Genomic DNA, 20817 nt, shown 5'->3' with positions numbered 1-20817 from the left:
ACGTCCGCAGGGGCGCAACGCCTTCGGGCCCGGCCCGGACCCGCCCGGACCCCGCAGCGTCACGCCGCCTGGCTCGGCCCCGCCGTGCGGTCGTAGGACGGCAGCTGGACCGTCGTGAGCGAGGGCGCACCAGCGACGCGCTCCTCGGCGTCGCGGCTCCGGGACCGGACGGGGCCGGAACGGAGACCGGCGCGGGCCCGGCCCGGATGCCGCCCCCGGCCGACCATCGGTCGCCCCGGCGGCCCGGTCCTGTGACCCTGGGGGCATGGGACGAGGAAGTGGCAAGACGAATGTCCGCAGGGTCTACGAAGAGCCCGGCCCGGACGACGGCCTCCGGGTCCTGGTCGACCGGCTCTGGCCGCGTGGTCTGAGCAAGGACGCGGCGCATGTCGACGAGTGGCCCAAGGCGCTGACGCCGTCGTCGGAGCTGCGGCGCTGGTACCACGGACCGGACGGGGAGTACGCGGAGTTCCGGCGACGCTACGAGGCCGAGCTCGCGGAACCCGCCGCCGCCGAGGCGCTGCGGAGACTGCGCACCGCCGCCGCCGAAGGGCCGGTGACGCTGCTGACAGCGTCCAAGGAGCCGGACCGCAGCCACGCCGCCGTGCTGAAGAGCCTGCTCTGACGCACACTCAACTCGCTTTACTGGACAGGAATTTGGAGCACGCCCCGTATCGTGGACCCGGCGACGGTCCGGCCGTCGCCCCGGAACGAGAGGCCCACCGAGTGCACCTGCCCACCGACGACCCGGCGGCCCCCTGGATGACTCCTGTGCCCGGCGGTGTCGTGGAACTCCGCGACGACCGGCGCGGCACCCGCTGGCGCACCGAGCTCGCTCCGTTCCGGCTCGGCACGTATCCCGTCACCAGGGACCTTCACCGCGCCGTCACCGGAGCCGATCCCACCCCGCGGCCCGAACCCACTGCCGATGCCATGGCCCTTTCCGCCGCGAGCGGAGCCGCGCCCGTGACGAACATCAGCTGGCTCGACGCGATCGAGCTGTGCAACCGGGTGTCGGACCGGGCGGGGCTCGGCCGGGCCTACTCGCGCGACGCGCGCAGCGGCGAAGTGACATGGGACCGGGCGTCGGACGGCTACCGGCTGCCGACCGAGGCGGAGTGGCAGTACGCCTGCAAGGCAGGCACCAGCGGTTACCGCTACGGCGAGATCGACGACATCGCCTGGTACGCGGACAACTCCGGCGGCCGGGCCCACGACGTCGGCGGCAGGAAGCCCAACCCGTGGGGCCTGCACGACATGCTGGGCAACGTGTGGGAGTGGTGCTGGGACCTCTACGACGAGGAGGTCTACGGCTCCTACCGCATCTTCCGCGGCGGTGGCTGGGCCGAGTCGGAGCGCGGTTGCGGAGCATCCGTGCGACGCCGCAGCCATCCCACGTTCGCGATCGACGACCTCGGCCTCCGGCTCGCCCGCACCGTGCGCAGCGCCTGAGCCGAACCGTCCGCGCTCGCTCTCCCGGCCGGGCCAAGGACGGGCAGGAGCCCCGGATCGCCGGCGTAGGCGTCCGCACCGACGACCTGTCCGCGGGTGCCTGCTGCGGCCCGGCAGGCGCGAAGTGATCCTGCTAGAGGCGTAGCCGAGGGGACTCCGCGGCCGGGTCCACCGGGCCGGTCAGCCGGTCCGCCAGCTCACGGGCCCAGCCGGTCAGCCCCGGCACGTCGATGGCGTGCGGCGCAGGGAAGCCGGCGATCCGGTCGGCGCCGCGCAGCAGCAGACGCGCGCCGCCCGCGGTGTTGCCCCGCGCCGCGTGGGTGAGCCCCACCGCGAGCTGGGCCAGGCCGCGCCACAGCTCGCGTTCGTCCTCGGGGCCGGACTTCCAGGCGTCCTCGAACACCTCGTGCGCATGGAACGGCATCCCGGCGTCGAGCAGCCGCTGCGCCTCGGAGAGCGTCTCGGCGGGAGTGCGCAGTACACCCTCCGGCTGGCGTTCGACGCCGGGCGCGCCATGGGGGAGGGGGCGCCCCAGCCCGTCCCGGGGACGGGCGTTGCGCGCCCGGCCCTCGGCGTCGCGGTCTCTGCGTGCCTTGTCCATGCCGCAATTGTCCCTCGCAGCCCCCCGTCGGCGTCGGGCGGTGTGCCCCTCATGCCACCGCGTCGCAGGCCGGGCGTCCGACGACCCCGCAGAGTGAGGTAATGTTCTCTTGCGCGCTCGGCCAGGGAAACCGGCGGAACCGCGCATCGGGACGTGGCGCAGCTTGGTAGCGCACTTGACTGGGGGTCAAGGGGTCGCAGGTTCAAATCCTGTCGTCCCGACTCGTACGAGTCGCAGGTCAGAGGCCGTATCGGAGGAATCCGATACGGCCTCTCGACATTTCTGGGGACCTGTGGGGACCAGCGCACTTGACTGCCCGGGAGCGCACCGTGACTCGGTCAAGGTACGGCTTCATGTACGCCGCCCGCCGACGGCGGGGACCGAGGACCACACGGCCGGGAGCTCGACGCCGACGAAGAAGCCGGCGCGCACTTCGGAGGCTTCACAGGAGCGTCGCCGGAGGAACTCGGCAGATCGGCACCCCCGCCTCCCGGTGACCGGATCGAGTGGCCCTGACCTGCTGCTGAACGGACGTGGGCGTCGGCGGACCGGAAAGGGGTCCCGGTCCTGGGCGGACGGTGCGCTGTCGTGCCAACTCCTGAGCACAGAGAGAAAAGTCGGTCGGTCGGGACGGTCGTAGCTTCGGGGTGTGCCCAGCCGCGGAAGCGCGGCAGGTGCGGCACCGACCGTTCCGAGAGGACCCTCATGTTCGACATCACCAAGGTGCAGGCCGCCCCGAGCGCGGATCTGCTCACGCCCGACAACGCCGTCATGCTCTTCGTGGACCACCAGCCGCAGATGTTCTTCGGCACCGGGAGCGGCGATCGCGCCGCGATCATCAACAGCACCGTGGGTCTCGCCAAGGCGGCTCAGGCGTTCGACGTGCCCGCCGTCCTGACCACGGTGGCCGCCGAGTCGTTCTCCGGACCTCTGCTGCCGCAGCTTGCCGATGTGTTCCCCAAGCAGGAGGTCATCGACCGCACGACGATGAACGCCTGGGAGGACGAGGCGCTCGTGGCGGCGGTCAGGGCGACCGGGCGCAAGAAGATCATCCTCTCCGGCCTGTGGACCGAGGTCTGCCTGGTGCTGCCCGCGCTGTCCGCGCTGGAGCAGGGGTACGAGGTGTACGTGGTCTCCGACGCCTCCGGCGGCGTCAGCCCGGCCGCCCACGAGCACGCGCTGCAGCGGATGATCGCGGCCGGCGCGGTGCCGGTGACCTGGGTGCAGGTGCTCCTCGAGCTGCAGCGCGACTGGGCGCGACAGGAGACGTACGGCGCGGTCATGGAGATCGTCAAGGCCCACGCGGGCGCCTACGGCCTGGGTGTCGTGTACGCGCAGAGCGTCATCGGCGCGCACGCGGCCGGCTGATCTCCTTGGACACCGGCATTCTGATCCTGCGTCTGCTGGTGGGCCTGCTCGTCGCCGGCCATGGGGTGCAGAAGATCAGCTCGCACCTGGGCGGCAGGGGACTCGAGGGCGGCACGGAGGAGTTCCGCGCCGACGGTTTCCGCGGCGGAGCCCTCACCGCACTGGCGGCGGGCGGTGGCCAGACCGGATCGGGTCTGCTGCTCGTCGCCGGCCTCCTGACCCCGCTTGCCGCCACCGGGGCCATCGGGGTCATGACGGTCGCTCTCACCGTGAAATGGCACAACGGCCTCTGGGTGCAGAACGACGGCTACGAGTACCCGCTCGTCCTCATCGGCACCGCTGCAGCCATCGCCGCCACCGGACCCGGTGCCTGGTCCCTCGATGCGGCCCTCGGCCTCACGCCGTACCCGCTGTGGTGGACGGCCCTCGTGCTCGCGGCGGGCGTCGGCAGCGGGCTGCTCACCCGGCTCGTACTGCACCGGGCAGCCCCGGCGGCGGCGCGGAGCGCCGGCCACGGCGCGCGCTGAGCGCGCGCCACGAAGACCGGGCCCGGCCGTCCCGCGCCCCCGCCCGGACGGCCGGGCCCACCACCGAACAACAGGAGCACCCGATGGAATCCGCACCCACCACCGCACCCCGTAGCGGCGGCGGCCAGCCGCTGCTGCACCAGAAGGGCGACGAGACCCAGACGTTCGGCTCGCTCAAGCAGCTGCCGATCGGCCTCGGCCACGACACCCGCATGTACGCCTGCCAGCGGCTGAACCGCGTACTCGCCGACACTCAGATCCTGTACTCCCTCTACAAGAAGCACCACTGGCTCATGCGCGGGGCGACCTTCTACTCGCTCCACCTCATGCTGGACAAGCACGCAGAGGCCCAACTGGCCATCGTGGACGCGCTGGCCGAGCGGATCCAGAGCCTCGGCGGCGTCGCGGTCGGAGACCCGCGCCACGTCGCGGAGCTGACGGCGATTCCCCGGCCTCCGGACGGCGTGGAGAAGGTCCCCGTCATGCTGTCGCGGCTCCTCGACGCGCACGAGCGGATCCTGATCGACGCGCGGGATGCCGCCGCCCGGATATCGGCAGAAGGCGACGAGGGCAGTACCGACCTGCTCGTCTCCGACGTCATCCGCACCGGCGAGGCGCAGGTGTGGTTCCTGGCCGAGCACCTCGTGGACACCCCCCTGGTGCGCGGCTGATGGAGGACACGTACGACGTCGTCGTGGTGGGTGGCGGGCCGGGCGGCGAGGTCGCCGCCGACCGGGTCGTCCGGTCAGGACTGACCGCCGTCGTCGTCGAGGCCGAGACGGTCGGCGGCGAGTGCTCCTACCGGGCATGCGTGCCGAGCAAGGCCCTGCTGCGCCCCGGCGCGGCCAGACAAGCCGCGCGGTCGGTCGACGGGGCACGGCAGGCGGTGACCGCGGCGCTCGACCCGGCGCAGGTCCTGGCCCGCCGCGACCGGTTCACCGGCCGCGGCGACGACACCGGCCAGGCCGACTGGCTGAACAGCGCCGGCATATCCCTCGTACGAGGGCATGGACGGCTCGCCGGAGAGCGCCGGGTGGACGTGACCGGGGCCGACGGCACGGTCCGCACCCTGCGTGCCCGGCTCGCAGTCGTCCTCGGCCCCGGCACACGACCCGCGCTGCCGCTGGTCGAAGGGCTCGACCGGATCGGTGTGTGGACCAACCGGCAGGTCACCACGGCCGATGCGGTGCCCGAGCGGCTCGTCGTCATCGGCGGGGGAGTGGTGGCCTGCGAGATGGCCACCGCCTGGCGTTCACTCGGCTCCTCCGTCACCCTGCTCGTCCGCGACCAGGCCCTGCTGACCGGCTGGGAGCCGTGTGCCGGCGAAGAGGTCACTCGCGGTCTGACCGGTCTGGGCGTCACGATCCGCTTCGGGGTCTCGGCGACCCGGGTCGCCCGGGACGGGACCACCCGGGCCGTGACCGTGGAGACCGACGACGGCGCCACCCTCGTCTGCGACGAGGTGCTGGCCGCGGTCGGCCGTCGCCCGCGTACCGCGGACCTCGGCCTGGAGACCGTCGGACTGCCGGCCGGCGACTGGCTCCCGGTCGACGACACCTGCCGCGTCACCGCCCTCGACGGGGACTGGCTCTACGCCGTCGGCGACGTGAACCACCGTGCGCCGCTGACCCACATGGCCAAGTACCAGGCCCGCGCCTGCGCCGCGGCGATCGCCGAGCGCGCCGCAGGCCGCCCCGCCGACACCGGTCGTCGGCAGGCCTGGAGCGCGGAGGCCGACCACCTCGCCGTCCCGCAGGCCGTCTTCACCCACCCCGAGGTCGCGAGCGTCGGTTTCACCGAACGCGCGGCACGCGAAGCGGGAGTCGCGGTACGCGCGGTGGAGTACCGCATCGACGACGTCGCCGGAGCCGCGCTGTACGCGGACGACTACCGCGGCCACGCCAAGCTCGTCGTCGACGAGACCCGTGGCGTCGTCGTCGGCTGCACCCTCACCGGCCCGATGGCGACCGAACTCATCCACACGGCCACCGTCGCCATCGTGGGCGAAGTCCCGCTCGAGCGTCTGCGGCACGCCGTCCCCGCCTTCCCGACGGTCAGCGAAGTGTGGCTGCGGCTGCTGGAGGCGTACGGCCTCTGAGGCCCCCTCTGCCCGTCCCGTCCGAAGCGCAACGACACACCGACTCCAGGAGCACACCATGCCGTTCATCAAGGTCGCCGAAGGCGGCTCCGCACCCATCAACCTGTACTACGAGGACCACGGCACCGGACAGCCCGTCGTGCTGATCCACGGCTGGCCGCTCAACGGGGCTTCCTGGGAGAAGCAGACCGCCGCACTCCTCGCCGCCGGTCACCGGGTCGTCACGTACGACCGGCGCGGCTTCGGCCGCTCCGACCAGCCCGCAGAGGGCTACGACTACGACACCTTCGCCTCCGACCTGAACGAGGTGCTCACCACCCTCGACCTGCGCGACGCCGTGCTGGTCGGCTTCTCCATGGGCAGCGGCGAGGTGACCCGCTACCTCGGCACGTACGGCTCCGACCGCATCGCCAAGGCCGTCGTGATCGGCGTCGTCCCGCCCTTCCTGCTGAAGACGGACGACAACCCGGGCGGGGTGGACGCGAGCGTCTTCAAGGGCATCGAAGAGGCCATCACCGCCGACCGGTTCGCGTTCATGACCGCCTTCCTGGCTGATTTCTACAACGTCGACGTGCTCGGCGGCGAGCGCATCAGCGAGCAGGCGGTCCAGGCCAGTTGGAACGTCGCCGTCAGCGCCTCCGCCAAGGGCACCCTGGACTGCGTCCAGGCCTGGCTCACGGACTTCCGCGCGGACCTGCCGCGCATCGACGTCCCCACCCTCATCATCCACGGCGACGCCGACCGCACCCTGCCCGTCGAGGCCACTGCGATCCCGCTGGCCGAGCGCATCACCGGCGCCCGGCTGACGATCGTGCCCGGCGGCCCGCACGGCCTGATCTGGACCCACGCCGACGAGGTCAACACAGCCCTGCTCGCCTTCCTCGACTGAGCACGCCTGCCGCTTCACCACCCGACCAGGCCGACTGTCACCGTCAGTTCGCCGCCGATGTCCCCGCCGCCGACGCTGCAAGAACATCCCCCGGGCGGCCGAGCGGTGGACGGCACGGCGCGCCGGCTCGCACACCACCGAGGTGGACGCGTCGCACGCCGTGGTCGTCTCCCGCCCGGCGAAGGTCACCGGCGTGATCCTCGACGCCGCGCGCACGACCCGCTGAGCACCACCCGTACGTTCTACGAAGGAGAACCCCTCATGCCGAACCTGCCGACCCTCGAACCCGCTGCCCAGGCCTTCGCCGACGCGACCGCTCAGCCGCCGTTCCTCTACCAGATCCCCGTGCCGGACGGCCGCAAGGCCGTGGACGACGTCCAGAGCGGTGACGGTGTCCCCTTGCCCGCCGTCGACGAGGAATGGGTCGTCGTCCACGGCGGCCCGACCGGCGACGTCCGAGCCCGCATCGTCCGCCCGCGCGGCGCCGGCGGCCCGCTCCCGGTCATCCTCTACATCCACGGCGCCGGCTGGGTCTTCGGCAACGCCCACACCCACGACCGGCTCGTCCGCGAACTCGCCGTCGGCACCGGGGCGGCCGTGGTCTTCCCCGACTACGACCTCTCGCCCGAGGCCCGCTACCCCGTCGCGATCGAGCAGAACTACAGCGTCGCCCAGTGGATCGCCCGCGAGGGACACCACAAGGACCTCGACGGCACACGGATCGCCGTCGCGGGCGACTCGGTCGGCGGGAACATGACCGCCGCCCTCACTCTCATGGCCAAGCAGCGCGGCGACGTCCGCCTCACCCACCAGGTCCTCTTCTACCCGGTCACCGACGCGAGCTTCGACACCGACTCGTACCACGCCTTCGCCGAGGGCTACTTCCTGCGTCGCGACGCCATGAAGTGGTTCTGGGACCAGTACACGACCGAGGAGGCCGAGCGCGCGCAGATCACCGCCTCGCCGCTGCGGGCCACCACCGAGCAGCTCACCGGCCTGCCGCCCGCCCTGGTCGTCACCGCCGAGGCCGACGTCCTGCGCGACGAGGGCGAGGCGTACGCGTCGAAGCTCCGCGCCGCCGGAGTCCCCGTCACCGCCCTTCGCGTACAGGGAGCCATCCACGACTTCGTCATGCTGAACGCGCTGCGCGAGACGCAGGCCGCCGAACTCGCCATCGGCGTCGCCATTGACACCCTGCGCAAGGCCCTGGCATGACCGGGCCGTCGACCAGCATGCCGGTGGCGGGCCTGGTGCCCGCCCCGCGCCGGGAACACGCGCAGGCCGACCTCCTCGTCCGCAACGCGAAGGTGTTCACCGGTGACGCCGACCGCCCCGAGGTCCGCGCCGTCGCGATCCGCGACGGCCGGATAGCGGCCCTCGGCGACGACCACGACCTCGCCCACCTCGTGGGGCCGGGGACCAGGGTCGTCGACGCTCTCGGCCGCAGGGTGATCCCCGGCCTGAACGACTCGCACCTTCACGTCATCAGGGGCGGCCTGAACTACGTCATGGAGCTGCGCTGGGACGGGGTGCGCAGCCTCCGCCACGCCCTCGCCATGCTGCGCGAACAGGCGGGCCGCACCCCCAAGGGGCAGTGGATCCGGGTCGTCGGCGGCTGGACAGCCGACCAGTTCGCCGAGCGCAGGATGCCGACCGTCGCCGAGCTGAACGCCGCCGCCCCCGACACCCCGGTGTTCGTCCTGCATCTGTACCAGTCGGCCCTGATGAACCGGGCCGCGGTACAGGCGGCCGGATTCAACCGCGGCACGCCCGATCCGCGCGGCGGCCAGATCGTACGGGGCCGGGACGGCGAACCCAACGGCGTCCTCCTCGCGGCGCCGAGCGCTCTCATCCTGTACTCGACGCTGGCCAAGGGTCCGACGCTGGACGAGGCCGACAGGCGGACGTCGACGCGACACTTCCTGCGCGAGCTGAACCGCTTCGGACTGACCTCCGCGGTCGACGCCGCCGGCGGGTTCCAGAACTTCCCCGACAACTACGCCACGGTCGTCGACCTCGCAAGGTCGGGGGAGCTGTCCCTGCGGATCGCCTACCACCTGTTCCCGCAGACGGCCGGTCAGGAGCTCGCGGACCTGAAGCGATGGACCGAGATGGTGAAGCCCGGGGACGGGGACGAGTGGCTCCGGCTGAACGGCGCGGGTGAGAACCTCACCTGGGCGGCCGCCGACTTCGAGAACTTCTCCGAACCCCGTCCCGAGCTTGCCGAGGGGTACGAGGCCGAGTTCGAGAAGGCGGTCCGGCTCCTGATGGAGAACGGCTGGGGCTTCCGGCTCCACGCGACCTACGACGAGACGATCCGCCGCGACCTGGCCGTCTTCGAGAAGCTCGCGGCGGAAGGGCTCTTCCCCGGCGGCAACCGCTGGCTCTTCGATCATGCGGAGACCGTGTCGGCCGACAGTCTGGACCGGATCGCCGCACTCGGCGGTGCCGTGTCCGTACAGAACCGCATGTCCTTCCAGGGCACCGCCTTCCGCGACCGCTACGGCGCCGAGGCCGCCGCCCACACCCCACCGGTCCGGGCCATGCTCGACCGGGGCCTGACCGTCGCCGCCGGCACCGACGCCACCCGCGTCTCCTCGTACAACCCGTGGGTCGCGCTCCACTGGTTGGTCACCGGGCGCACCGTCGGCGGCACGGCGCTCTACCCGGCCGGGAACCTGATCAGCAGGGAGACCGCCCTCGGCCTCTACACCCGGGGCGGCGCGCGACTCACCGGCGAGCAGGACGTCAAGGGAACCCTGCGGGAGGGCTGTTACGGCGACCTCGCGATCCTGTCCGACGACTTCCTCACCGTGCCCGAGGAAGTCATCCCCGACATCGAATCCGTGCTCACCGTCGTCGGCGGCCGCATCGTCTACGCGAGCGCGGAGTACGACGGACTCGACGAGGCCGTCCCGCCGGTCAGCCCGGAATGGAGCCCGGTGGCCCACTTCGGCGGCTACCAGAGCGGTGCCCGCCAGGCCTCGCTCGTGGCCGAGGCCGTCGCCGAGTCCGAGCAGCACCGCCGATGGCGCGTCGCCCGTGGCTCCGCTCCCGACGCGCCTGCGCCGTTCCTCGACCCCTGCTTCGAGCACTGAACGAGAGATCCCCACGATGAGTACAGACTCCGCCTCCGCCGACTGCGCCGACGGCGGGCCGTCCGGCCGACCGGACGCCGCCCCGGGGCGCCGCTTCGAGCCGGACCTCCGGTCGATGACCCGGATCAACCTGCGCCCCATCGCCTCACCCATGCCGCTGGGCTTCTTCACGGTGGCGATCGCCTCCGTGATGACGGGATGCATGCAGCTCGGGCTCTTCGAGGCCGAGGCCCGCGGCGCCGTCGCCCTCTGCGTACTGCCCGCCTTCGCGCTGCAGTTCCTGGTGAGCATCCTGGCCTTCGGTGCCCGTGACGTGATCGCGGCGACGCTCATGGGCATCTTCGCCGGCAGCTGGCTGGCCTACGCGCTCGTCATGTTCAGCGGCGCGGCCGAGGGGCTCCGGGTCCTGGGCGTCTTCAACCTGGCGTTCCTCTGCTTCGGGGCGCTGATGGCCGCCGTGACGCGACCCAAGCGTGCGCTGTGGCTCGTCCTGGTGGTCTCACTGCCCCGCTGGGCCGCCACCGGCCTGTCGGGTCTCACCGGCGCCGAATGGCTCACGCGCACGTCCGGGGTCCTCGGCCTCCTGGTGGCGCTCGTCGCGATGTACGCCGCTTTCGCCCTGATGTTGGAGGACATGCGCAGCGAGGAGGTCCTGCCCATCGGCCGCAGTGGCCCCGCCCACGCCGCCGTGGAGGGCGACCTCGCGGTCCAGCTCCGCAACCTGGAACGCCAGGCGGGCGTGCGCCGCACGCTCTGAGTCACCCCAGCCGCCACAGCCACACCGACCCACGAGCATCGCAACCGCACAGGAGCACCCATGGAACCGCAGGTGGTGGACCGCCTCGAGAAGTCCCGGTACGAGATCCTCGCCGGTGACGACGGCACCGAGACCGCGGGCTTCGCCGAGTACTTCCTCTCGGAGGGCGAGATCGCCTTCATCCACACCGAGACCGATTCCCGGTTCGCGGGCCGGGGCCTGGGCGGGCTGCTCGCCCGGGGAGCCCTCGACGACGCCAGGGCACGCGGGCTGCACGTCCTGCCGTACTGCCCCTTCATCCGGGGGTGGATCGGCAAGCACCCCGAGTACGCCGACCTGGTGCCCGAGGCGCGCCGGGCTCGGTTCGGCCTGTGAAGCACGAGGATTCCGCCTCCCACGCCCCTACCCCCTCACCGAGGAGTTCACTCATGTCCCGATCCACCGAGCCCACCGTCGTGCTGGTCCACGGCGCCTTCGCCGATGCCTCCAGCTACGCCCGCGTCATCCCCGAACTGACCGCCGCCGGCCTGAAGGTGGTGGCTCCGGCGGTGCCCAACCGCAGCCTGATCGACGACGCCGCGTACATCGCCTCGGTGATACGTGCCGTCGACGGCCCCGTGATCCTCGTGGGGCACTCCTACGGCGGCGCCGTCATCACCCTCGCCGGCACGGAGGACAACGTCCGAGCGCTGGTCTATCTGGCCGGATACGCCTTGGAGGAGGGCGAGAGCCTGGGCGAGCTGCAAGGACGCTTCCCCGACTCCGGCCTCGCCGACGCACTCGTCTACACGCCGTTCCCCGTGGCCGGCTCCACCGAGCCCGGCACCGACGTCACGGTGGAGGTCGAGAAGTTCCCCGCCCTGTTCGCCGCGGACGTCGACCCCGAGCTCGCCGCGGTGCTCGCCGTCTCCCAGCGCCCCCTGGCCGCACGCGCCTTCACGGAGGCGGCGCCGGTCGCGGCCTGGAAGCGCAAGCCCTCTTGGGGGCTGGTCGCCACCTCCGACCGGACCATCAACCCCGATGTGGAGCGCTACGGCTACGAGCGTGCCGGCATGACCACCGTCGAGGTCGACTCCTCGCACCTCGTCATGCTCGCTCGGCCGAAGGCCGTGGCCGAGCTGATCGAGGACGCGGTCCGGTCCACCGCCGACCGAACCGCGCCCTGACCGGTGCCCGTGCCGACCCCACCCTCTTGGTGTGGTGTCGGCACACCCGCACGAGGCCGCCGGCCGGTCGGTACGGTGCCGCCGGGCGAGAACCGCATCGGTTCACGCGTGACGCGCGCTCAACTGCCATTCCCGTGGGGACATCCCGTACGCGCGCCCGCCCGTGGATCGAGCGCGCCACTGCCGAACTCCGCGCGGCCGGAGTGACCGTGGCGGCCTCCGCCGCTCCGGAGGCCGTGGCCGGCCTGACGCCACAGGAGCTGCAGATCGCCCAACTGGCCGCGGAAGGACTGACGAACCGGGACATAGGGGCCCGGCTCTCTCTGTCCCCGCGCACCATCGGCTTCCACCTGCACAAGATCTTCCCGAAGCTCGGCATCACGGGACGCGCCCCATTGCGGGACGTCCTCGGCCCTTGACCTCGAACCGGGTGGGCCGACGGCCGGTCGGCCCTCCTCACCGCCTCCGCCGGACCACGAGATCGTCGCCCGGCGACCTCGGTGCGGACGTCCGATGGTGTGCGGCCCGATGCAGGCGCTCGCCATATGTCTAGGAAGAGGCGGGGGACGGCCGCGCGGAGTCCGTTCGAGGTGACGACTTCGAGCGGCCGCCGTCGCACATCACCGTGACAAGGATCATCGACGTGGGGGACGTATCCGCGCCCGAGGCATTGGGAAGGACCGTCGCAGCCGTCCAGTTGCCCTTGCGCAGGCTGAGCCATCCCTCACCCATGTCATGTCCGTCCTGCCAGCCGTGGTCCGACCGCGCCCGCGCGAACCCGGCCTTCAGAGCGGTGTCCGCCGTCGCCGACTCGTGCTCGCCCGTCAAGCGTTCGTGGCACTCGGTCGGGATCAGCTCCTGCGGGGTCCGCTCCAGCGTGATGCCCTCGGCCTTGAGAGCCGAGGTCAGGTCCGAGACCACCGTGTCCGCGGGCAGCGGCGGACCCGAATAGCGCGGTGGGAGCGGGCCTTTGTCCTCCAGGAGCAGAGCGGCGCAGCCGGTCGTCGCCGTCATCGTCAGCACCGTCATCAGGGCCAGGCCCGTCAGGCCTGTGCGCCCCCGTCGCAGTCGCACGGTCTCGTCCGCTCCTTCCGTACCGTTCACGGCCGCTCAGTCTCCCACCCCGCCGGACCACGACGGACAGCGGCCCGGCCAGACGTCCCGTCGGCGATCCGTTGTCGGACCCCTCTGCGAAGGTGTGGGTACGGGACGGTGAGGAGCCGTCCGCACCGGCGAGGCAGGGGGCATGGTGACAGGTCGTCACGACGGCTGGGCAGGCATGGACTGGAAGAGCTGGCAGGACCATGACGACATCCGGCGGCGGCTCGACCAGGGGGCGGACCCGGAACGATGGGGCGGAGGACGGGCCTTGCACCGGGCAGCGGTGTTCGGCTCCCCGGAGCACGCGCCGTGGTCGGCCCGCCCGACATATGGGCCCGACTCCCGCAGCGTGACTACTGGACCTGCTGATACGCGGACGCGAGGGAGTGAGGCAGGCCGGCCGTTCTGCCCCGGGGCCCGGAGGTGCCTGGCGCACGCGGACGGGTCGGCACCTGGAGCGCGTCGTCACGCGGTCCAGGTTGCCGCCCTGGATCCACGAAGATCCTCGCGAAACTCAACTCCCAAGTCAATCCTAGGGTTTCCTTGCAAAAGCCCAAGATATATCTTGGCTCTCTGATGACTCTCGATGATCTGCGCGTCTTCGTCGCCGTGTGCCGCGCCGGCAGCCTCAGCGCCGTCGCCCGCGAACTGTCCTGCACCCAGTCCGCCGTCAGCCAGCATGTGAAACGGCTCGAGCGGGAGATCGGGGCCGACCTGGTGGAACGGCATCCGCGCGGCGTCGTACCCACACAGGCGGGCCGGCTCCTCCAGGCGGCCGCCGCCGACGGCATCGCCGGCCTCGACGTCGCCCTGCGACGCCTCGCCGACCTCGTACGCGGCGACGGCGGCTCGGTGCGCATCACCACCGGCGCCACCACCGTGCGCCACTTCATGTCGGCGGCGGTCGTCGAATTCCGGCGCCGACACCCCCGCGTCAGCCTGGAGTTCCAGACGGAGAACTCCAGCCGCAGCTGCTTCGACGCCCTCGCGGCCCACGACCTGGACCTCGCATGGATCACCATCGGCGCGCCCGTGCGCGGCGTCGAGCAGCGCCGGGTGATCGACCTGCCCTGGGTCCTGGCCGTCCACGCGGACGACCCGCTCGCCACCCGGAGCCGAATCGAACCGCAGGATCTCGCCGGCATCCGCCACATCCGGCTGCCCGAGAACTCCACATCGCGCGCCCGGCTCGACGCCGCCTTCGCCGAATGGGGCATCCACGTCACCTCGGACACCGGCGTCGCCGACTGGGACACCGCCATCCTCCTCGCCGAACTCGGCCTCGGCCACGCCGTCGTCCCCGCCCTGCCCGGCTGGAGCGGCTCCGCCCATCCGTCGCTGCGCTTCGTCCCGATCCCCGACCTCCCCGCCCTCTCGGCGGGCTGGGCGGTCCGGAAGTGGGACGCCCTGTCGCCGCTGGCCCGAGCCTTCGCGGACATGGTCGCCGCCAGGAGCGGCCAGGACGCGCTCCCCGGTCAGCGCCACGGGCCCGCCGGGGCCGGGACGGCGCACCGGGGCGGCGGGACGCACACCACATGACGGCCCTGTAGTCCCAGCTCGGACACCAGGGAGCAAGTAACCCGCCGGTAGGTTCCGAGGAGCTTGGGCCTGCCGTCTCCTGTGGCTTTGGCGCCTCGTTGGGCTGATCGGATGAACCGACGGGCTCGACGGCAAGGGGCGGGTGTGCGACAAGAGTGGTCGCCGGAAGACGTGGTGGCGTGCTGGACGCTGGTGGATGGCGACTGGGACCTGGTGGCCGACAAGTCCGGCCCGACCAGGCTCGGCTTCGGCCTGATGCTCAAGTTCTTCGAGATCGAGGCCCAGTTCCCGGAGTTCATCGAGGAATTCCCACAGCCCGCCGCGATCCGCCAGCCCCAGGACCCCGCCGAGTTCATCACCGGCCGGAAGCAGCGGATGACCGACGGCCTGGACCGGCTGTCCGCCGCTCTGGCAGACGGCTCGGCGGGCGGGGTGAAGGTCACCACCCGCAAGGGTGAGCCGTGGATCACCGTGCCGAAGCTGGAGAAGCTGGACGAGCCCACCGGCCTGGCGGCCCTGAGAGGCCGAGCAGGTGCTGCGGCGCTTCACCCGCGGCGGCCCCAAGCACCCCACCTACTCCGCGCTCGAAGAACTCGGCCGCGCCGTACGCACGACCTTCGCGTGCGACTACCTCGCCAGCCCCGGCCTGCGCCGCGAGATCCATGGCGGGCTCCAGGTCGTGGAGAGCTGGAACAGCGCGAACACCGTCCTGCACCACGGCAAGGACGGCGCCCTGACCGGCCCGGACAAGGAACCCGCCGAGACTTCGATGCTCGCGCTGCACCTCCTCCAGTCCGCCCTGGTGCACGTCAACACCCTGCTGTTGCAGCAGGTCCTCGCCGAACCGGCCTGGGCGAAGAAGCTGTCCGACGAGGACCGGCGAGGACTGACTGCGCTGTTCTGGTCGAACATCAACCCGTACGGCACCTTCCGCCTCGACATGGACAAGCGGCTCGACCTGCTGCCTGCCCTGGTGCCCGGGCCGCGCCGCGCGGCGGATGAGGCGTTCAAGCAGCAGGCTCGGCATCCGGCCGCTGAACCGGAGCAACACCGCCGCCCGCGTCGTGACCACCCGCAACCTTCCATGGACGTGATCCAGGCGGGAGCATCTTGGTGACGGTGGACGGGGGTGGCAGACCATGGGGCGTAGACGGGGTGCGTGGGCCGGGTCGGCGGTAGCGGGAGGGGCCGCATTGGTGGCGGCTGTGCTGGGGCCGGTGACCAACTACGCCAGTGCCGCGGTGCCTGGCTGGGCGGCGCAGGCGTGGGTGATCTGGCCGGTGTTCGCCGTGCTGGTGGCGGTCGGCATCGGGCTGTTGCTGTGGGGCCGGCATCTGGATGCCGCAGCAAGGCCCCCGGCGCGGCTGGCACCGGTGAGCCGACTGGCCCGAGGCCTGCAGGCTTCGTTACGCCCCCCGCATGTTCAGCGCGTGCGGGGGCGTGAGGGAGAACTCGCCGTGCTGGCAGGCATGCTTCGGCGGCCACAGGGCCGGTTCGCGGTGCTGTGCGCGGTCGGCGGGATGGGCAAGACAACGGTGGCCGCGCAACTGGCCACCCAGGCCGAGGCGGCGGGCTGGCGAGTGTTTTGGGTGCGCTGGCGCGACGGTGCCGAGCTGGCGCAGCAGATGGTGCAGGCGGCGCTGGCCTGCGGGCTGCCAGAGGCAGAGCTGGAGGCCGCACGAGCGGGGCAGGCGAGCCTGCCGGATGTGGTCTGGCGACAGTTGGGCCGGGTGCGGCGGTGGCTGCTGGTGGTGGACAACGCCGACGAGCCGCACGAGATCGGCCCGGCAGGGGAGCCGGTGGCCGACTATCGCGGCTGGATCCGTCCTCACGGCCGGGGCCTGCTGGTGGTGACCAGCCGGGATGGCAGCGAGCAGACCTGGGGTCCGTGCGCACAGCTGCTGCCACTGGAGCCGCTGCCGGTGCGACCTGCGGGGCAGGTCCTGCTGGACGCTGCTCCCGTGGCCGGCACCGCCGAGCAGGCCCGGGAGCTGGCGGCGCGACTGGGCGGGCTGCCACTGGCTTTGCACGCGGCTGGCACCTATCTGGCCGGACCCACCAGCCGCTACCGCACCTTTGCCGCCTACCGCCAGGCCCTGGAACAGGAACTGCGGTTCTTGTTGGGAGCGGCGCACCCGAATGCCTCCCATCCGCAGGTCGCCCGCGCCGTGGTGCGGCACACCTGGGAGGTGTCCTTGGACCAGCTCGCCGGGGAGGGCAACGCTTTGGCCCGCCCCTTGTTGCGACTGCTGGCCCTGCTGGCTCAAGCCCCCGTCCCACTGTCCCTGATCACCCCGGACCTGCTATCCGTCGTCACCGGACACGACGTCACCGCGGTGGCCCTGGAGGCCGCGTTCGCCGGCCTGCACCGCTACGGTCTCCTCGGCCTGCCCCACTCTCCCGGCAGCACCGGCCCGGCGTCGGGCAGCAGTGAGGGGGCGCAGGTGGTGCTGCATCCCCTGATCCGAGAGATCAACGCTGTCGCCCTCACGGCCGAGACCTCCGATCTCGCCGTGTGGCACCGGGCCCTTGCCGAGCGGCTGACCACGGCCGTGCACGAGGCCAACCAGCGCGGGCGCGCCGGTTGGCCTGCAGCCGTGCTCCTCGCCCCCCACCTGCCTCTGCTGCTCGACTACGCGGACCCGCGCACCGCCACACACCACCGCACCACTCTCAACGCCCTGGCGCAGGTGCTGCAGAAGGCTGGCGCTTTCGGTGCGGCGCGCCTGCTGGATGAACGGGTCCTCGACGTCGAGACCCGCATGCTGGGCCCCGAGCACCCCGATACCTTGACCAGCCGCAACAACCTGGGCAATGCCTTGTTCGGAATGGGAGAGCCGGCCGAGGCAATACGCCTGCTCCGGCAGACCCTGGAGGACCGCACCCGCATCCTGGGCCCCGTGCACCCCGATACCTTGACCAGCCGCAATGACCTCGCATGCGCTTTGGACGGGACGGGTGAGCATGCCGAGGCGGTGGGTCTGCTGCGGCAGACCCTCAACGACCGTACCCGTGTCCTGGGCCCCGAGCATCCGCATACCCTGGCCAGCCGGGACAGCCTCGGTCTCGCGCTGGACGGGATGGGCGAGCACGCACAAGCAGTGCGCATGCACCGGAGCACCCTTGACGACCGCATCCGTGTCCTGGGCCCCGAGCACCACCTCACCCTGCTCAGCCGCCACAACCTCGCCAGCGCCCTGACCAGGGCGGGTGAGCAGACGGAAGCGATACAGCTGCTGCGGCAGGCGCTCAACGACCACGCCCGCATTCTGGGCGACGAGCATCCGCACACGCTGGCCAGCCGGGACAGCCTCGGTCTCGCGCTGGATGGGATGGGCGAGCACGCACAAGCAGTGCGCATGCACCGGCAGACCCTGGAGGACCGCACCCGCATCCTGAGCCCCGAGCACCCGGATACCCTTGCCAGTCGCCACAACCTCGCTCTCGCTTTGACCAGTGCAGGTGAGCAGGCCGAAGCGATAGACCTGCTGCGCCGAACCCTCGATGACCGCGTCCGCATCCTGGGCGACGAGCACACGCATACCTTGAGCACCCGCAACGCGCTGGAGACAGCGCTAGCCATGTCCACCCAACGGCCACAGAGCCGGTGGTGGCACTGGCTGCGGCGCAGGAACGCCGCAGCCGGTGGCGGTTGAGGAGGCCCTGTATCCCCGAGCCGCCGCCACGCTGGGTCGGCTTCGACAGGCGTGCGTGTGGAGTGCGCGGAGCAGAGGATGGCCAGTCGAGAAAATCGATCGACAGACGAGTGCACGAGGCGCTGTGATGGCTCCGACTGCCCGCCGCATGGAGCGGGCCCACCGCAGGAGTTGCTCTTGGCAGCCGGGAGAGCCGCGGACCCCCGCCCCGCGATCGATGCCGCACTGGCCAGACGTCTGGTCGATACGCAGTTCCCGCAGTGGGCCGAGCTGCCTCTCAAGCTGCTCGACCCGGCCGGTTCGGACCATGTGATCTACCGGCTGGGTGAGGACCTGTCTGTCCGGCTGCCCCGCCATGCGGGTGCCATCAGACAGGCCATGAAGGAGTCTGAGTGGCTCCCCAGGCTCGCCCCGCACCTGCCGTTGGCCATCCCCGTACCGGCGGGGGTGGGTGAGCCCGACTTCGGCTATCCGTGGCCGTGGGCGGTGTCCCGCTGGCTGGACGGCGATGTGGCGACCGCCGAGGCACTGGCCGACTCGTCCCGGGCTGCCGTCCAACTGGCTGAGTTCCTCACCGCCCTTCAGGCATTCGTTCCCGAGGGCTTTCCGGTCGAGGGCGCTCGCGAGGACCTCACCGGTCGGCCGCTGACCGACCGGGACCGCGCGACGCGAGCCGCTATCGCGGAGGTCGACGGTGCGTTCGACACCGCGGCCATGACCGAGCTGTGGGATGCGGCGCTGAGCGCTCCCGGATGGGACGGCCCGCCGGTCTGGTTCCACGGCGACTTTCACACCGGCAACCTGCTGACCGTCGCAGGCCGCCTCAGCGCGGTCATCGACTTCGGCGGGCTCGGCATCGGCGACCCGGCCTGCGACCTGACCATCGCCTTCACCCTGATGTCTGCCGGGAGCCGGGCTGTCTTCCGCGCCACGCTCGGCGTCGACGACGCCACCTGGACCCGGGGCCGCGGCTGGGCCCTGGCCACCGGCCTGAACGCCTACACCTCCTACGCCGCCGTCGATGCCCGGGTCGCCGCGCAGACCACCCGCCAGATCACCGAGGCGCTGATCGGCTGATCAACCGATTCCAGGATGTGTCGGTTCATGGAGAACGCCCTGGGCCCATCTCGGGTTCGGATCCGAGGAGCTTGCGGGCGGAGTCCGCGTAGCGGATGGCGGTCTTCTCGTCGATGCCGAGGACGAGGGCGAGGTGGAGGGGGTCGGCGCCGTGGGTGAGGGCCTCTTCGAGCTGTCGGTCGACGCGGAGCCGTTCGAGGGTGGCGGTGAGGCTGCGGGTGGCCCGGGTGGATCACGTGAGGCAGGAAGCGGACGTAACCGTCCGTGACCGGCCCTGCGGACTCCCGGATACCGAGTCCGGCGGCCTCGTTCTCGACGACCCAGGCCCCCGGCACCGCGGTTGCCGTCGAAGTCGGGCAGGGGTGCCGACTCCTGGTAGCAGCAGGGCTCTTCGCGCACCACGGGCGTGTCGCCCGCGGCGTGCAGGGTGATCCCGGCCCTCTCCCGCCCCAGGAGCGGCTTGGCCGCCCAGCCCGGGCCGTCGGCCAGCCCCGGCAGTCTCCGGGCGCGCATGCCGCGGGACGTCCGGCAGCACCAGCGCAAACCTGTACCCGCGGCCGCGCGCGGCGTGCGACCTGCGTGGCGGGTCCGTCGGGGCCGCTGGAGGGCTCCTTGTGGGGCATGCCCGAGGCGTGCGTGCACTGTGTACAGCGACCAAGGTCCGTCTCCATGCCGGGTAGCGCCCCCGCCGCGCCCCTCCCGCGCCGTTCGACCGCGTGCCGAGCCGGGCGGAGAAGCTCCGCCGTGCTCAAGAGGTGTCGGACAGTCGTCCCAGCCACTCGCTCAGCAGACCGCTCTCCGCGCCGGTCAGTGCCGGGGACGGCGCGTGGGCGAGCAGGGCGTCGAGTTTCGCCGCGGTCGAGGGGATGTCGGCCCCGCTCCGCCCGTCCGCCGGTCCGGCGGCCGACGTGGCCTCGGCGTAGGCGTCCGGGGTGAGAATCGCGGCGTGGACGGCGTCGCGGACCCGGGTGGACAGGGCCGTGTCCTCGAAGGTCGTGGGGCGGGACACCAGCATCAGCGCCACTCCCACGTTCGCCGCCATGACCATCTGCGCGGCCACGCGCGGCGCGAGCCGCAGTTTGCCGAGTGCCGCCGCACGTTCCAGGTCCCGGGTGAGGATCCGGTGCGACTCCAGGGCGGCGGCGGGCGGTGTGCGCATGGCGGGGGAGTTCATCAGCCGGTAGAGGTTGGGGTTGGCCAGGGCGAAGGCCACATGGGTGTCCCAGCCGTCCCGCAGGTCCTGGACGGGATCCGCTCCGGGGCTGCGCTCACGCTTGGTCGCCAGGTACGTGTCGAAACCGTGGTCGACGACTGCCGAGAGCAGACCTTCCTTGTCCCCGAAGTGCCGGTAGAGCGCCGGGGCCCCGACATGGGCCGCGTCGCACACGGCCCGGGTGGAGATGTCGCCGTCGGGGGAGGCCGCGACCAGGTCGGCAGCGACTTCGAGGATGCGGTCACGGGTGCTCATGGCCGCGACGCTACCAAGCC

At 71.9% G+C, this 20817-nt stretch carries 20 protein-coding genes, 1 tRNA gene and 1 pseudogene; 18 read left to right on the top strand and 4 right to left on the bottom strand.

From position 1 onward, the window contains the following. The first annotated feature begins 265 nt into the window (after positions 1 to 265). Positions 266 to 625, top strand: coding sequence for a DUF488 domain-containing protein (locus tag ACIPJI_RS20605; protein WP_402247854.1), 360 nt, complete (start codon positions 266 to 268; stop codon positions 623 to 625). A gap of 107 nt (positions 626 to 732) precedes the next feature. Beyond that, entirely contained in the window at positions 733 to 1452 is a 720-nt protein-coding gene (locus ACIPJI_RS20600) for a formylglycine-generating enzyme family protein (RefSeq protein ID WP_402248234.1), read from the top strand. Positions 1453 to 1585: 133 nt separating this feature from the next. Here ACIPJI_RS20600 and ACIPJI_RS20595 read toward each other — a convergent pair whose 3' ends face one another. Further along, on the bottom strand, positions 1586 to 2053 hold the full coding sequence (locus ACIPJI_RS20595; protein ID WP_356624769.1) for a DUF309 domain-containing protein: 468 nt from the start codon (positions 2051 to 2053) through the stop codon (positions 1586 to 1588). Positions 2054 to 2200: 147 nt separating this feature from the next. Here ACIPJI_RS20595 and ACIPJI_RS20590 point away from each other — a divergent pair. The 12 genes from ACIPJI_RS20590 to ACIPJI_RS20535 all read left to right on the top strand — a co-directional run bounded on the left by ACIPJI_RS20590 (position 2201) and on the right by ACIPJI_RS20535 (position 12375). After that, positions 2201 to 2274, top strand: a tRNA-Pro gene (locus tag ACIPJI_RS20590). A gap of 484 nt (positions 2275 to 2758) precedes the next feature. After that, positions 2759 to 3421, top strand: a complete 663-nt coding sequence (locus tag ACIPJI_RS20585; protein ID WP_402247852.1) for a hydrolase — start codon at positions 2759 to 2761, stop codon at positions 3419 to 3421. 5 nt (positions 3422 to 3426) lie between these two features. Further along, the gene (locus ACIPJI_RS20580; protein ID WP_402247850.1) at positions 3427 to 3948 is read left to right on the top strand and encodes a DoxX family protein; all 522 of its coding nucleotides are present in this window, start codon (positions 3427 to 3429) and stop codon (positions 3946 to 3948) included. An 83-nt stretch (positions 3949 to 4031) separates the two neighbouring features. Further along, the gene (locus ACIPJI_RS20575) at positions 4032 to 4619 is read left to right on the top strand and encodes a Dps family protein (RefSeq protein WP_402247848.1); all 588 of its coding nucleotides are present in this window, start codon (positions 4032 to 4034) and stop codon (positions 4617 to 4619) included. Continuing rightward, the gene (locus ACIPJI_RS20570; protein WP_402247846.1) at positions 4619 to 6046 is read left to right on the top strand and encodes a dihydrolipoyl dehydrogenase family protein; all 1428 of its coding nucleotides are present in this window, start codon (positions 4619 to 4621) and stop codon (positions 6044 to 6046) included. The genes ACIPJI_RS20575 and ACIPJI_RS20570 overlap by 1 nt, the downstream gene beginning before the upstream one ends. 58 nt (positions 6047 to 6104) lie before the next feature. Beyond that, positions 6105 to 6935: an alpha/beta fold hydrolase gene (locus ACIPJI_RS20565; protein ID WP_402247844.1), complete on the top strand. Its 831-nt coding sequence runs from the start codon at positions 6105 to 6107 to the stop codon at positions 6933 to 6935. Between the two features lie 261 nt (positions 6936 to 7196). Beyond that, a complete protein-coding gene (locus ACIPJI_RS20560; protein WP_402247843.1) occupies positions 7197 to 8150 on the top strand; it encodes an alpha/beta hydrolase in 954 nt (317 codons plus the stop codon). Next, positions 8147 to 10033, top strand: a complete 1887-nt coding sequence (locus ACIPJI_RS20555; RefSeq protein WP_402247842.1) for an amidohydrolase — start codon at positions 8147 to 8149, stop codon at positions 10031 to 10033. Before ACIPJI_RS20560 ends, ACIPJI_RS20555 begins: the two co-directional genes overlap by 4 nt. A gap of 16 nt (positions 10034 to 10049) precedes the next feature. Beyond that, positions 10050 to 10790, top strand: a complete 741-nt coding sequence (locus tag ACIPJI_RS20550; RefSeq protein WP_402247841.1) for an acetate uptake transporter family protein — start codon at positions 10050 to 10052, stop codon at positions 10788 to 10790. A 60-nt stretch (positions 10791 to 10850) separates the two neighbouring features. After that, positions 10851 to 11165 (top strand): GNAT family N-acetyltransferase, encoded by a 315-nt coding sequence (locus tag ACIPJI_RS20545; protein ID WP_307709668.1) that lies wholly within the window; start codon positions 10851 to 10853, stop codon positions 11163 to 11165. A 53-nt stretch (positions 11166 to 11218) separates the two neighbouring features. Beyond that, a complete protein-coding gene (locus tag ACIPJI_RS20540; RefSeq protein ID WP_402247840.1) occupies positions 11219 to 11956 on the top strand; it encodes an alpha/beta fold hydrolase in 738 nt (245 codons plus the stop codon). Between the two features lie 134 nt (positions 11957 to 12090). Next, on the top strand, positions 12091 to 12375 hold the full coding sequence (locus tag ACIPJI_RS20535; RefSeq protein WP_402247839.1) for a helix-turn-helix transcriptional regulator: 285 nt from the start codon (positions 12091 to 12093) through the stop codon (positions 12373 to 12375). Between the two features lie 130 nt (positions 12376 to 12505). Here ACIPJI_RS20535 and ACIPJI_RS20530 read toward each other — a convergent pair whose 3' ends face one another. Further along, on the bottom strand, positions 12506 to 13030 hold the full coding sequence (locus ACIPJI_RS20530; RefSeq protein WP_402247838.1) for a hypothetical protein: 525 nt from the start codon (positions 13028 to 13030) through the stop codon (positions 12506 to 12508). A 603-nt stretch (positions 13031 to 13633) separates the two neighbouring features. Between ACIPJI_RS20530 and ACIPJI_RS20525 the strand changes: the two genes are divergently transcribed. From ACIPJI_RS20525 to ACIPJI_RS20510, 4 genes are all read left to right on the top strand, one after another. Next, entirely contained in the window at positions 13634 to 14596 is a 963-nt protein-coding gene (locus ACIPJI_RS20525) for a LysR family transcriptional regulator (RefSeq protein ID WP_402247836.1), read from the top strand. Between the two features lie 532 nt (positions 14597 to 15128). Then, the gene (locus ACIPJI_RS20520; protein ID WP_402247835.1) at positions 15129 to 15713 is read left to right on the top strand and encodes a Tn3 family transposase; all 585 of its coding nucleotides are present in this window, start codon (positions 15129 to 15131) and stop codon (positions 15711 to 15713) included. A 100-nt stretch (positions 15714 to 15813) separates the two neighbouring features. Beyond that, a complete protein-coding gene (gene fxsT, locus ACIPJI_RS20515; protein WP_402247833.1) occupies positions 15814 to 18252 on the top strand; it encodes an FxSxx-COOH system tetratricopeptide repeat protein in 2439 nt (812 codons plus the stop codon). A 177-nt stretch (positions 18253 to 18429) separates the two neighbouring features. Beyond that, positions 18430 to 19329 (top strand): aminoglycoside phosphotransferase family protein, encoded by a 900-nt coding sequence (locus tag ACIPJI_RS20510; RefSeq protein ID WP_402247831.1) that lies wholly within the window; start codon positions 18430 to 18432, stop codon positions 19327 to 19329. A gap of 230 nt (positions 19330 to 19559) precedes the next feature. On the opposite strand, the pseudogene ACIPJI_RS20505 reads toward ACIPJI_RS20510, so the two are convergent. Next, positions 19560 to 19797, bottom strand: a pseudogene (locus tag ACIPJI_RS20505) (glutathionylspermidine synthase family protein); the annotation flags it as partial. 280 nt (positions 19798 to 20077) lie between these two features. Continuing rightward, a complete protein-coding gene (locus tag ACIPJI_RS20500) occupies positions 20078 to 20797 on the bottom strand; it encodes a TetR/AcrR family transcriptional regulator (protein WP_402247829.1) in 720 nt (239 codons plus the stop codon). Positions 20798 to 20817: the final 20 nt, after the last annotated feature.

This window comes from Streptomyces sp. NPDC086835 (assembly GCF_044745705.1).
Lineage (GTDB): Bacteria > Actinomycetota > Actinomycetes > Streptomycetales > Streptomycetaceae > Streptomyces.
The sequence above is the reverse complement of the archived record's forward strand: the minus strand, read 5'-3'. Positions and strand labels throughout refer to the sequence as shown.

What these genes read in the sequence shown, in the direction of transcription:
- ACIPJI_RS20605 (WP_402247854.1), top strand. Translation starts at nt 266, where the DNA reads ATGGGACGAGGAAGTGGCAAGACGAATGTCCGCAGGGTCTACGAAGAG.
- ACIPJI_RS20595 (WP_356624769.1), bottom strand. Translation starts at nt 2,053, where the DNA reads ATGGACAAGGCACGCAGAGACCGCGACGCCGAGGGCCGGGCGCGCAAC.
- ACIPJI_RS20585 (WP_402247852.1), top strand. Translation starts at nt 2,759, where the DNA reads ATGTTCGACATCACCAAGGTGCAGGCCGCCCCGAGCGCGGATCTGCTC.
- ACIPJI_RS20575 (WP_402247848.1), top strand. Translation starts at nt 4,032, where the DNA reads ATGGAATCCGCACCCACCACCGCACCCCGTAGCGGCGGCGGCCAGCCG.
- ACIPJI_RS20570 (WP_402247846.1), top strand. Translation starts at nt 4,619, where the DNA reads ATGGAGGACACGTACGACGTCGTCGTGGTGGGTGGCGGGCCGGGCGGC.
- ACIPJI_RS20565 (WP_402247844.1), top strand. Translation starts at nt 6,105, where the DNA reads ATGCCGTTCATCAAGGTCGCCGAAGGCGGCTCCGCACCCATCAACCTG.
- ACIPJI_RS20560 (WP_402247843.1), top strand. Translation starts at nt 7,197, where the DNA reads ATGCCGAACCTGCCGACCCTCGAACCCGCTGCCCAGGCCTTCGCCGAC.
- ACIPJI_RS20555 (WP_402247842.1), top strand. Translation starts at nt 8,147, where the DNA reads ATGACCGGGCCGTCGACCAGCATGCCGGTGGCGGGCCTGGTGCCCGCC.
- ACIPJI_RS20550 (WP_402247841.1), top strand. Translation starts at nt 10,050, where the DNA reads ATGAGTACAGACTCCGCCTCCGCCGACTGCGCCGACGGCGGGCCGTCC.
- ACIPJI_RS20545 (WP_307709668.1), top strand. Translation starts at nt 10,851, where the DNA reads ATGGAACCGCAGGTGGTGGACCGCCTCGAGAAGTCCCGGTACGAGATC.
- ACIPJI_RS20540 (WP_402247840.1), top strand. Translation starts at nt 11,219, where the DNA reads ATGTCCCGATCCACCGAGCCCACCGTCGTGCTGGTCCACGGCGCCTTC.
- ACIPJI_RS20525 (WP_402247836.1), top strand. Translation starts at nt 13,634, where the DNA reads ATGACTCTCGATGATCTGCGCGTCTTCGTCGCCGTGTGCCGCGCCGGC.
- ACIPJI_RS20500 (WP_402247829.1), bottom strand. Translation starts at nt 20,797, where the DNA reads ATGAGCACCCGTGACCGCATCCTCGAAGTCGCTGCCGACCTGGTCGCG.